Origin of the sequence: Curtobacterium sp. B8 (assembly GCF_000333315.1) — a bacterium.
In the GTDB taxonomy this organism is placed as follows: Bacteria; Actinomycetota; Actinomycetes; order Actinomycetales; family Microbacteriaceae; genus Curtobacterium; species Curtobacterium luteum.
The window spans coordinates 1-11,425 of sequence record NZ_BACW01000422.1 but is presented as its reverse complement, the minus strand read 5'-3'; the positions used below and the strand labels follow the sequence as shown (position 1 = coordinate 11,425).

Genomic DNA, 11,425 nt, shown 5'->3' with positions numbered 1-11,425 from the left:
CGCCGTCGTGTTCGTGACGATCGCGGCAGCGCCGACGCCCTGCACGAGCCGCGCGCCGATGAGGACGGCGGCGTCGGGGGCGAAGCCGCACGCGAGCGACGCGACGAGGAACACGAGGATCCCGGCGAGGTACAGGCGCCGCCGACCGACGAGGTCCGCGATCCGGCCGAACACGAGGATGAGCGTCGTCGTCGTGAGCATGTAGCTCAGCAGGACCCAGCTGGACTGCAGGGCGCTCGCGTCGAGGTCCGCGCTGACGTCGGGGAGCGCGACGAGCAGGGCGCTGGAGGAGATGAAGACGAGGACGACGCTGAGGCTCGACGCGCACAGGACCTGCCAGGCGCGGCGGCGGGCGGCGCCCTCGTCGGTGGTGCGACTACGGATGGGACGGCCCTCCCGGGGCGGAGGCGGTGGTGGAGCGCGAAGCGGAGACCGGCGGGACCCGGCGGTGGTGGTCGGTCGCGCGCTGGAACGCGACCGCGGCCGACAGCACCGTGCCGTCCGCCCAGGGACGCCCGACGAGCTGGACGCCGACGGGCAGGCCGTCCGGTGCGACGCCCGCGGGCATCATCAGCGCCGGGAAGCCGACGTAGTCGAACAGGCGGGTGTTCCGCGGCACGACCTCGTGCAGGTTGTGGCGCTCGCCGTCGACGGACATCGTCAGGTCGTCGAGCCGCGGGGCGGTGGCACCGATGCCGGGCGTCAGCACGAGGTCGACGCGGGCCTCGTCCATCCGGGCCACCATCGCGGCCTGCACGAGCGGACGCCGACGCAGTGCGCGGAGGTAGTCGGCGGCGCTCGGCGTGAAGGCGACCTCGAAGCGCGCCCGGGTGCCGGCGTCGAAGCGTTCGGCGGTCGCGGCGTTCGCCTCCTGGTTGACGGCGAGCTCCCCGTAGAAGACCGTCCAGCACTCCGAGTCGACGGCTTCGAGGTCGTCGAACTCGATCGGGACGACCTCGGCCCCGAGCTCGTGGAACCGGTCGACCGCGGCCTCGTGTGCCGCGAGCACGGCGGCGTCGACGCGCTCGGTGAACCAGGACCGCGGCACACCGATGCGCATCCCGACGACCCGGGCCGGGTCCGCGGTGAGGTCGGGGACGGCCGGGTACGTGGACGGGTCCGCGCCGTCGTCGCCGGCCAGCACGTCGAGCACCAGCGCGAGGTCCTCGGCGCTCCTGGCCATCGGCCCGACGTGGTCGAGCGTCCAGGACAGGCTCGTGACCCCGGTGCGCGGGACGAGCCCGTGCGTGGGCTTGATGCCGGTGGTGCCGCACAGCGCGGACGGCACCCGGATGGACCCACCGGTGTCGGTCCCGAGCGCGAGGGGCACGATCCGCGCCGCCAGCGCCGAGCCCGACCCGGTCGATGAGCCGCCTGTCCACCGCTCGGCGTCCCACGGGTTGCGGACGGCTCCGTAGCGGGCGTTGTGCGGACCGCCGCAGGCGAACTCGGTCGTCGCCGCCATGAAGACGGGGATCGCGCCGGCCGCCCGGAGCCGTGCCGTCACCGTGGCGTCGGCCTGGGCGACCCGGTCGCCGGTCTGGAGCGAACCGCTCGTCACGACGGTGTCGGCGACGTCGATGATGTCCTTCACCGCGAACGGGACGCCCTCGAGCGGCCGGGCGGTGCCCTCGGCCCAGCGGCGGGTCGACTCGGTGGCGGCCGCGTCGGCACCGGCCACGAGCCGGAGGACGGCGTCCGACCACACCGCGTCGGTCGTCCACAGCGGCGCGAGCGCTGCGAGGACGGCCGTGGGGGTGGTGGCGCCGTCGGCGTAGGCGGCGAGGAGCTCGGTGACCGTGGCGCCGGCGGGGTCCGCCGCGGTGGAGCTCGTCGTCGGCGTGGTGTCGGCCGGCGCTCCCTGGCCCGTGGTCAGGCGGTCCGTCGAGGGCGCGGCCGTGGTCACCGCCTCCAGGAGCCGGGTGAACAGCGCGCGGCTGTGCCCGGGCTCGGCGGCGAGCGACGACGGCGACGCCGGGAGGGGCCGGGCGCGGCTCGCGGCCAGCGCCCGGTCCAGCTCCGGTGCGATCGTCGCGCGCACGACCGTGAACACGTCGGGCGCGGTGGTCGTCGCGCTCACACCGGCACCGCCGGGGCGTGGGCGTCCGCGAGGTACCGGAAGACGCCGGGCTGCCGGTCGCGGCCGAGCGGGAAGTCGGTCCGGGCGGCGGCGACCTCGGACACGTCGATCGTCGCGCGGACGATCGGGCCGGCCTCGTGGGCGGGAGCCGAGACGACGAGCGCGCCCCGCGGGGTGACGACGGACGACCGGCCGAAGTAGCTCACGGTCTTGCCGTCGAGCGTCTCCTGTCCGCCGCGGTTCGGTGCGACGACCCATGCCTGCGTCTCCATCGCCCGGACCTGGAGCTCCTGGGTGAACAGGGTCTCCCGGAAGCCCATCGACGAGACGAAGACGAGCATCACCTCAGCACCGGCCGCGCGCGAGGCGAGCCAGTACTCCGGGAAGCTCCGGTCGTAGCAGATGAGCATCCCGAACCGGGTGCCGAGCGCGTCGAACACGACCGGACCCGAACCGGGCGCGAAGTAGTGCTTCTCGTCGACGTCGGAGAGGTCGTCCTTCGGGATCGAGGTCTTGCGGTAGGTCGGCACGCGCTCGCCGTGCACGTCCGTGCCGTGCACCACGCTGCCGTCGGCGTCGATCAGGACGGCGCTGTTGTAGAGCGCGTCACCGCCGTCCTCGTAGAGGCCGAACGCGACCGCGGTGCCGAGGCGACGGGCGGCCTCGGCGAACCGGGCGGTGGCGGGGCCGGGTACGGGCTGCGCCCAGGCCTTGCGGTCGTCGTTGCGCACGCCGCAGAAGTAGGGCGTGGTCGCGAGCTCGGGGAAGACGACGAGGTCGGCGCCGTCGGCCGCCTGCTCGAACAGGGCCAGGAGTCCGTCGAGGGCGAGTCCGTGGTCGGCGGGCGTCTCGCCGGCCTGCACGATCGCGACCTCGATGACGGGCCCGGTGCTGCCGGTCGTCATGCGGTGACCGCACTCGGTGCGACGGAGGCGACGCCTTCACGGGTGCGCATGAGCGGCTGGATGCGGTTGCCGAAGTCGTCCATGCCCTGCAGGAAGTCGTCGAACACGAGCATGATGCCCTTCGTGCCCTCGACGTCGGCGGCCTCGTCGAGCATCGCCGCGACGTGCTCGTACGAGCCGACGAGCGTGCCCATGTTCATGTTCACGGCGCCCTCGGGCAGGGAGATGCGCTTGGCGGTGTTGCCCTCCTCGCCGTTGGTGTCGGTGAGCGCCTGCCCGGTCATCCAGGCGATCGCCTCGACGTCCACGCCGTCGCTGTACGCCTGCCACTTCGCCTGCGCGGCCTCGTCGGTCTCGTCGGCGATGACCATGAAGAGCACGTAGGAGCCGACGTCGCGGCCGGTCTTCGCCCGGGCCTCGAGGAGTGCCTGGTTCTGCTCGGCGTAGGCGGTCGGCGTGTTCACGCCGACGCCCATCGAGAAGTTGTAGTCCGAGTACTCGGCAGCGAACGCCATGCCCTGGGACGACTGCCCGGCGGACACGATCGGGATGTGCGACGTCGGCTTCGGCAGCATCCGGCAGTCGTTCATCTGGAAGTACTCGCCCTGGAAGTCGCTGCGACCGGTCTCCCACAGCTCCTTCATCACCTGCATGTACTCGGTCTGGTACGCGTAGCGGCGCTTGAAGTGGACCTCGTCGCCCGGCCACAGGCCCATCTGGTCGTACTCGGCCTTCTGCCACCCGGCGACGAGGTTGAGTCCGAACCGGCCGTGCGAGATGGAGTCGACGGTCGCGGCCATCCGAGCCGCGATCGCGGGCGGGATCGTCACACCCGCCGTCGTGCGAAGAGCCGGATACGCTCCGTGCGGCGCGANNGCCCGNCCATCAGGGTGAAGGACTCCAGGTTCTCGTCCCAGAAGCCGCTCGGCCCGCCGAACCCGCGGAGCTTGATCATCGAGAGCGCGAAGTCGAAGCCGTACGACTCGGCCTTCTGCACGATCTCGAGGTTCAGGTCGAACGACGGCTTGTACTGCGGCGAGGCGGTGGAGATGAGCCAGCCGTTGCTGCCGATCGGGATGAAGACGCCGATGTCCATGGGGGACTCGCTTTCTGTGGTGAGGGTCGTGGTCATGGGGGAGGGCTGGAGGGGCCGGAGGTCAGGACCGCTTGGCGGCGGCCTTCGCGGCGCTCGTGACGGCGTGCCGGCGGATCGTCTGGGAGACCGCGACGGCCACGATGAGTGCGCCGCCGTAGAAGAGCTGCTGGACGAAGTTGTCGGCGCCGAGCATCTGCAGTCCGACGACGCCGGAGAACAGGAAGTAGACGGCGATGAAGGTCCCGACGGCGTTGAAGCGTCCGGGGACGATGGCGGTCGCGCCGAGGTAGCAGGCGGCGAACGCGGGGAGCAGGAACGACTGTCCGCTGGACGGGTCGGCGCCGCCGAGCGTGCCGGCGTAGACGACCCCGGCGACCGCTGCCGTGAAGCCCGCGCCGACGAACGCGCCGACCCGGAGCCGTCGGACGTTCAGGCCGGACAGCTCGGCGACCGTGCGGCCGGTCCCGACGAAGAGCAGGCGCCGGCCGACGGGGGTGGCGCTCAGGACGATCAGCACGACGACGGTCGCGACGAGCCCGTACACGAAGGCGAGGGGCAGGCCCGCGAGACCGCGCCAGCCCACGGTGGCGTTCACGAGGGCCGGGTCGACACCGGTCACGGAGGAGGAGGCGCTCATCCACTGGATCAGGCCGATCATGAACGTCGACGTGCCGAGCGTCACGATGAACGAGTCGATCCGGAACGCCACCGTGAGCAGACCGTTCACGAGGCCGACGACCACGCCGATGACGAGCCCGACCAGGATGGCCGGCACGAGCGGGACGCCCGCCTGCGCGTTGAGGACCGCGATGGTCATCGCCGACAGCGACATCGTGGACGCCCCCGACAGGTCGAACTCGCCGGCCGTCAGCGGGAACAGGAAGCCGAGCGCCAGGATGAGCAGGACCGACTGCGAGCCGAGGATGTTCTGCAGGTTGCCGAGCGTCGGGTAGGTGTCGGGCAGCACGACGCTGAACGCGATCACGATGACGAGCCATGCGCCGAGGAGGGCGTAGCGCTCGGTGTGGCCCCAGCTGAAGCGCGGGCGGCCGGGGCGGGGGATGCCGGTCTCGAGGACGGGCTCGGCGGTGGTGGACATCAGGCGTTCTCCTTGACGGGGGAGGAGTCGACGGGGGTGGGAGGGTCGACGGTGCTGGCGACGACCGCGGCCGCGATGACGTCGCGGTCGATGCGGTCGCCGGTGAGCACGTCGTGCACGCGGCCGTGGGCGAGGACCACCACGCGATCGCAGACCTGGGCGAGCTGGTCGTGGTCGGTGGAGGCGCAGACGATCGAGACGCCCTGGTCCGCGCTGCGCCGGAGCATCGCGAAGATCGCCGCGCGGGCCCCGACGTCGATGCCCTGCGTCGGCTCCTGCAGGAGGACCAGGCGCGGGTCGTCCTGCATCCACTTCGCGAGCACGGCCTTCTGCTGGTTGCCGCCGGAGAGCGTCCCGAACAGCGCGGCCGGGTCGGCGGGCCGCACGTCGTACTCGCGGACGAGGCCGGCGACGTGCGACCGCTCGCGGGCCGGGGAGAGCCCGAGCAGCCCGCGGAGGCGTCCGAGCACCGGCAGTGTCACGTTCTGCTCGACCGAGAGCGTCAGGGCGCCGCCCTCGCGCTTGCGGTCCGCCGGGACGTACACGACGTGCTGCGCGATCGAGTCGGCCGGGGTGGCGCGGGCCAGGTCGGTCGTCGCGCCGTCGAGGGTCAGCGTGCCGGTCGCCGTCCGGGCGCCGTAGAGGCCGGGGAGGACGTCCTCGACGCCCGACCCGGCGAGTCCGGTGATGCCGACGACCTCGCCGTCCGCGACGTCGAAGGACAGCCCGTCGACCGGGCCGACCGTGAGGTCGCGGACCCGGACGACGGCGTCGCCGGTCGCGGCCGGGCGCGAGGCCCTGGTCGTCTGGCCCGCCACGCCACGGCCGACGATGAGCGACACGAGTTCGTCCGCGGTGGTGGTGGCGGTGTCGCGGTGGGCCTGCACCCGCCCGGCGCGCAGGACCGTGACCCGGTCCGCGTACTCGAGCACCTCGGACATGTCGTGCGACACCAGGAGCGCCGACGTCCGACCGTCGGACACGAGGTCCTTGACGACCCGGAAGAGCAGGTCGGCGTCGTCCGGCGGCAGGAACACCGTCGGCTCGTCGAGGACGATGAGGGACCGCTCGTCGCCGAGCTCGGAGACCGCGCGGAGGATGGCGACGAGCGCCTTCTGCGTGTCCGTGAGCGCTTCGACCCGGGCACGGGGGTCGATGTCGACCCCGTACCGCTCGAACAGGGCGGCGGCGGCGAGGTGCTCGGCCCTCCACCGGACGAACGGTCCGCGGCCGGCCACGACGGACGCGAGCCGGAGGTTCTCGGTCACGCCGAGCGACGGCACGAGGGCGAGGTCCTGGTGGACGAAGCTGATGCCGACGCGTCGGAAGTGCCCGGGAGGCACGGGGAGGGGGAGTCGGTCGCCGCGGACCTCGATCGTCGCCCCGGGGTCCGGGGCGTAGGTGCCCGAGAGCACCTTGATGAGGGTGGACTTGCCCGACCCGTTCTCGCCGAGCAGCGCGTGCACCTGGCCCGGACGGACCTCGAGGTCGACGTCGTCGAGGGCGGTCAGTCCGCCGAAGCGCTTGGTGAGCCCGCTGATGCGCAGGACGGGCGCGGTGTCCGCACCGACCCCGGCGGCCGCAGCGGACGCTGCGGAGCCGAGCCGTGCCTCCCGGGTGTCGGTCACTTCGCCGGGCCCCAGATCTTCTCGTACCCGGTCTTGTAGGCGTCGCCGTAGCCCTTGCTCGGCTCGGGCGGCGTGCCCGTCTCGTCGACGTTGTCCTTCGTGAAGACCTTGAGGGGCGTCTGCTCGTCGCCGTCCTCGATGATCGGGGTGTCGGTGAGCACGCGACCGGCCTGGTCGATCGTGGCGTAGGCGAGCCACTCCATGTTCTCGCCGATGTCCATCGTCATGACGTTCCCCTGCTGCAGGATCTTCATGACCGCCGGGGTGCCGTTGTACGAGGACGTGTGCACCTGGCCGGTCTTGCCCGCTGCCGTGACGCCGGCCTCGACGAAGAGCGCCATCGAGTCGTAGATCGGCAGCACGTAGTCGAGGTTCGGGTCGGACTGGATCGCGGACTGCACGGTCGACGAGATCTTCGTCGCCCAGTCGGCGACCGGGACGTTCGTGACCTTCACCGTGCAGCCGGAGCAGTACTGGTCGAACTCCTCCTGCATGGCCTCGACGATCCCGTTCGACGGCGGCACCTCGGAGGAGGTGATGATGAGGACGTCACCCGTGCCCTTGGTCTCCTTGATGGCCCAGTCGGCGTTGAGCTTCGCGGCCTCGTGGAACGGCGCGGTGACCTGGGCGGCGACGAGCGGCTGGAGCTGCGACGGGAGCGCCTGCCCGGTCTGGTAGGTGTGGCTGACCAGCACCGGGATGCCCGCCGCCTTCGCCCGCTTCAGCGCCGGGACGATCAGTTCGCCGTTGACGCCCTGTGCGAGGACGATGATGTCCGCCTTGCGGCTGATCGCCTGGTCGATGCCGGCCGACTGCTCGGTCGGCGTGCCCTGGTTCGTGTACTCGATCCACTTCGCCCCGTACCGCTCCGCGAGCGCCTCGCCCGCCTCGTCGACGGAGACGATGAACGGGACGGCGGACGAGTTCGGGATGTTGAAGATGGTCTTGCCGGCGATCTTCGACAGGTCGAAGGGCTTGCCCTCGAACGTGAACTCGGGGTCGACGCTCGCGGCGGTGATCTTCCTGGTCGCGTGGGTCACGCCGGCCGCGTCGTCCTTCGAGCCGGTGGACGCGGTGCTCGTGGCGGAGCAGGCGGAGAGGACGAGGACGCCGCTGAGGGCGGCGGCGAGGATCGCGGGGCGGGCGAAGCGTGTTCGGGTCGGTGCGGGGGACGACATCGGTCGGTGACCTCCAGGACGTGGTGCGGGGACGGGTGGGGGTGCTGCGGGAACGACGAACACCCCGCGGCGCGGGGTGGGCGTGACGGCGTGGGACGACCGGTCACGGGGGAGGGTGCTGCTGCACCGGCGGCGATGGCGTCGGTGGGACGGGGCCGCTCCGGTGGGGCTGATGCGAATGTAACGGCCCGGCCGAGCGTGCAGGGGCCTGCGCGGTAACGGTCCTGTTAGGCATTTGTTTCGCTGGTGTTAGGCCACCGTGCCGGGGTGCCCGGACGGACCCGCGAACCGCGCGCCCGCGGCGATCCCGTCCGCGCCACGGACCCGCGTCGATGTGCGGATCGGCGCCGTTCCGGGGCGGCGGCGGGTGGGCGCAACACGGCGGACCCGCGACGGACGGATTCCGGGAACACGTCTCTCACAAGTCGGCGGTCGGCGACCGGCGCATTGCCGCCGTGGACCGGCTGTGACCGGGTCCTGACCAGGCCGTTCCGTGCGGACCGACCTCGACGCCCCTGGCGTAACGGACTCGACACCGACGCGCCACGACGGCGAAACGCGCCGGGAGTGGACTGCACGCAGCGGACACCGCCACCACACCACCCCGAGCACAGGAGCGCACCGGATGATCACCACCGTCGTCGTCGGCAACCCGAAGCCGGCCTCGCGGACCCTCGACGCCGCGACGGTCGTCCTCGAGCGCCTCACCGGTCGTGCACCCGACCACGTCGTCGACGTCGTCGAGCTCGGTGCGGGGCTCCTCGGCTGGGGCGACGAGGGCGTGGCCGAGGCCGTGCGGACCACCGCCGCCTCGGACCTCGTCGTGGTCGCGTCGCCCACGTACAAGGCGACCTACACCGGCGTGCTCAAGCTGTTCCTCGACCAGTTCGCCACCGCTGACGGTCTCGCCGGGGTCGTCGCCGTCCCGGTCATGCTCGGCGCCGGACCAGCGCACGCGCTCGCCCCCGAGGTCTTCCTCAAGCCGGTCCTCGTCGAACTCGGCGCGACCGTGCCCGCCCCCGCCCTGTACCTCAACGACAAGCACTACTCGGAGCCCGCGTCGACGGATGCCTGGACCGCGCGCTGGCGCGACGTCGTCCTCGGTGCGGCCACGAGCCTCCAGGAAGGAACCCGCTCATGATCAGCCCGTACTCGACCGAGGCCCCCGACCTCTCCGCGCTCCGCGAGGCCTTCTCCGGCTTTCCGTGCGATTGGGGGCCCTGTCCGCGATTGTAGACGGCGAGCCCACCGTGCTCGTCGCGTCGTCGTTCACGGTCGGCGTCTCGCCGGACCCGCCCCTCGTGATGTTCGCGGTGCAGCACACGTCCTCGACCTGGCCCGTGCTGCGCGGCGCCGAGACCATAGGCGTCTCGGTGCTCGGCGAGGGGCACGCCCAGGTGACCCGCCAGCTCGCGTCGAAGGACAAGTCCGTGCGGTTCGTCGGGGTGGACACCTCGGTCTCCGAGACGGGGTCGGTGTTCCTGCATGGGGCGCCGATCTGGATGGAGTGCTCCGTCGAGCACACCTACCCGGCGGGCGACCACGACATCGTCGTCCTGCGGGTCCTCGGGCTCATGTCGGACTTCGCGCACAGCCCGCTCGTCTGGCACCGGTCAGGGTTCGCGACGCTCACCGCGTGACCGACCGGGGGCCGGTCGACGTGACCGACCCGGAACCGGTCGACGGACCGGAGGCCCGGATCACGTGAGCAGGTCTGCGCACGTGATCCGGGCCTCCAGTCCGTCCCTCGCGGCGTCAGCCGCGGATCGCCTCCGCCAGCTTCACGCGACTGCCGGTCCGCAGCAACGCGTTCTCGTAGATCCGCGCGCCGACGAGGATGACCACGACCACGGACGCGAGGAGCACCAGGAACGACAGCACGGGCTCCCACCAGGCGGCGGTCCCGAGGAAGATCCGCATCGGCATGCCGATCGCGGCGCTGAACGGCACGTACGACATCACGCCGAGGACCGTCGGGTTCGAGTACGCGACGATGATGAGCACGTACGGGATCATCACGAGCATCATCACCGGGGTGGTGACGCTGCCGACGTCCTCCTGCCGGGAGACGAGCACCGCGGAGGCCGCGAAGAGCGCCGCGATGAGCACGAACCCGACCGCGAAGAACCCGACGAACCACAGCATGCTCGGGCCGAGCAGGGTGAACAGGTTGTCCTGGCCGGTCACGGCGAGCGCGATGGTCGCCGCGATCGCCACCGCGACGATCTGCGCGAACGCCATGACGCTGTTGCCGAGCACCTTCCCGGCCAGCAGGGCCCGGGCCGGGATCGCCGCCATCAGGATCTCGACGACCCGGGTGGACTTCTCCTCCACCACGCTCTGCGCGATCGACTGCCCGAACGTCACCGCCGAGGCGAAGAACACGACGCCGAACGCCAGCGCGACGATGTACACGAGGCCTTCGGGCAGCGCGTCCGGGTCGAGCAACTCGACCTCCGGCGAGACGCTGAGCGCCTGCACGACCGCCGTTGGGGTCGAGTCGAGCCCGACGACCGAGAACCCGAGCGGGTCGTCGGAGGGCACGATCGCGGCGTCGACCTCACCGTCGCGCACGAGCCGTTCGGCGGCCGCGGTCGTGGCCGTCGGCGTGACGTCGAGTCCCACGGACGACGGCAGGGAGACGCCCTCCGCCACGGCGACGGGGGTCTTGTCGTCGGCCGTCGCACCGCCGACGATGCCGGACACGACGATCGACGCGACGACCATCAGGACGAGGACGAGCGCGGAGACGATGAACGCCTTGCTCCGGACCCGCGCCTGGATCTCCCGGGCGCTGACCAGCCGGACGGCGGACACGAACGAACCGTTCACCGGATGACCTCCCGGAAGACCTCGCTCAACCGGGGCACCCGGGGAGCGAACGACCCGACGGTGCCGGACGACACCGCACGCTGCAGCACGGACTGGGCGACCGCGTCGGAGGCCTCGAACACGGCGTAGCCGCCGTCGAAGTCGCGGACCGTGACGCCCGGCTCGTCCCGGAGCCAGGCGACGTCGCCGTCGACGAGCAGTTCCCACGCGGGCGGCCCCGCCTGCCTCCGGAGGTCCTCCTGCGGACCGGACGCACGGATCCGGCCGTCGGCGATCACGACGACGTCGTCGCAGAGGCGCTCCACCACGTCGAGCTGGTGGCTCGAGAACAGCACCGGGACCCCGTCGGCGGCGGCTTCCCGGAGGACCCCGAGCACCACGTCCACGGCCATCGGGTCGAGCCCGGAGAACGGCTCGTCGAGGACGAGTACCTCCGGGTCGTGCGCGAGTGCGGCGGCGACCTGCACGCGCTGCTGGTTGCCGAGGGAGAGCTTCTCGACCTCGTCGTCCGCGTGCTCGCCGAGCCCGAGCCGTTCCAGCAGGGCCTGCGTCCGGTCGGCGGCCTCCCGCTTTCCCCACCCGTGCAGGCGGGCCAGGTAGGCGACCT

At 72.0% G+C, this 11,425-nt stretch carries 11 protein-coding genes; 2 read left to right on the top strand and 9 right to left on the bottom strand.

The genetic code is table 11. The features are described from left to right. The 7 genes from I59_RS21440 to I59_RS10940 all read right to left on the bottom strand — a co-directional run. The coding region (locus tag I59_RS21440) for an MFS transporter (protein ID WP_261976558.1) at nucleotides 1-330 on the bottom strand (330 nt) is incomplete at its 3' end. A 46-nt stretch (nucleotides 331-376) separates the two neighbouring features. Further along, nucleotides 377-2,080: an amidase gene (locus tag I59_RS10965; RefSeq protein WP_022903908.1), complete on the bottom strand. Its 1,704-nt coding sequence runs from the start codon at nucleotides 2,078-2,080 to the stop codon at nucleotides 377-379. Beyond that, nucleotides 2,077-2,985, bottom strand: a complete 909-nt coding sequence (locus tag I59_RS10960) for a carbon-nitrogen hydrolase family protein (RefSeq protein ID WP_022903907.1) — start codon at nucleotides 2,983-2,985, stop codon at nucleotides 2,077-2,079. The genes I59_RS10965 and I59_RS10960 overlap by 4 nt, the downstream gene beginning before the upstream one ends. After that, nucleotides 2,982-3,815: an LLM class flavin-dependent oxidoreductase gene (locus I59_RS19785; protein WP_222835011.1), complete on the bottom strand. Its 834-nt coding sequence runs from the start codon at nucleotides 3,813-3,815 to the stop codon at nucleotides 2,982-2,984. Before I59_RS19785 ends, I59_RS10960 begins: the two co-directional genes overlap by 4 nt. Nucleotides 3,816-4,142: 327 nt before the next feature. Continuing rightward, on the bottom strand, nucleotides 4,143-5,180 hold the full coding sequence (locus I59_RS10950; RefSeq protein ID WP_022903906.1) for an ABC transporter permease: 1,038 nt from the start codon (nucleotides 5,178-5,180) through the stop codon (nucleotides 4,143-4,145). Then, nucleotides 5,180-6,808 carry a sugar ABC transporter ATP-binding protein gene (locus I59_RS10945; RefSeq protein WP_022903905.1) on the bottom strand — a complete coding sequence of 543 codons (1,629 nt, stop codon included), beginning with the start codon at nucleotides 6,806-6,808 and terminating at the stop codon, nucleotides 5,180-5,182. The genes I59_RS10950 and I59_RS10945 overlap by 1 nt, the downstream gene beginning before the upstream one ends. After that, nucleotides 6,805-7,986, bottom strand: coding sequence for a sugar ABC transporter substrate-binding protein (locus I59_RS10940; protein WP_022903904.1), 1,182 nt, complete (start codon nucleotides 7,984-7,986; stop codon nucleotides 6,805-6,807). Before I59_RS10940 ends, I59_RS10945 begins: the two co-directional genes overlap by 4 nt. 625 nt (nucleotides 7,987-8,611) lie before the next feature. Here I59_RS10940 and I59_RS10935 point away from each other — a divergent pair. Both I59_RS10935 and I59_RS19780 read left to right on the top strand, forming a co-directional pair. After that, a complete protein-coding gene (locus I59_RS10935) occupies nucleotides 8,612-9,127 on the top strand; it encodes an NADPH-dependent FMN reductase (RefSeq protein ID WP_022903903.1) in 516 nt (171 codons plus the stop codon). Nucleotides 9,128-9,191: 64 nt separating this feature from the next. Beyond that, nucleotides 9,192-9,626 (top strand): flavin reductase family protein, encoded by a 435-nt coding sequence (locus I59_RS19780; RefSeq protein WP_261976557.1) that lies wholly within the window; start codon nucleotides 9,192-9,194, stop codon nucleotides 9,624-9,626. A gap of 115 nt (nucleotides 9,627-9,741) precedes the next feature. Here I59_RS19780 and I59_RS10925 read toward each other — a convergent pair whose 3' ends face one another. Together I59_RS10925 and I59_RS10920 are read right to left on the bottom strand one after the other, a co-directional pair. Beyond that, the gene (locus tag I59_RS10925; RefSeq protein WP_261976556.1) at nucleotides 9,742-10,803 is read right to left on the bottom strand and encodes an ABC transporter permease; all 1,062 of its coding nucleotides are present in this window, start codon (nucleotides 10,801-10,803) and stop codon (nucleotides 9,742-9,744) included. A gap of 11 nt (nucleotides 10,804-10,814) precedes the next feature. After that, nucleotides 10,815-11,425: ABC transporter ATP-binding protein (locus I59_RS10920; RefSeq protein ID WP_022903900.1), on the bottom strand; the 611-nt coding region annotated here is incomplete at its 5' end.

What these genes read in the sequence shown, in the direction of transcription:
- I59_RS10950 (WP_022903906.1), bottom strand. Translation starts at nt 5,180, where the DNA reads ATGTCCACCACCGCCGAGCCCGTCCTCGAGACCGGCATCCCCCGCCCC.
- I59_RS10960 (WP_022903907.1), bottom strand. Translation starts at nt 2,985, where the DNA reads ATGACGACCGGCAGCACCGGGCCCGTCATCGAGGTCGCGATCGTGCAG.
- I59_RS10940 (WP_022903904.1), bottom strand. Translation starts at nt 7,986, where the DNA reads ATGTCGTCCCCCGCACCGACCCGAACACGCTTCGCCCGCCCCGCGATC.
- I59_RS10935 (WP_022903903.1), top strand. Translation starts at nt 8,612, where the DNA reads ATGATCACCACCGTCGTCGTCGGCAACCCGAAGCCGGCCTCGCGGACC.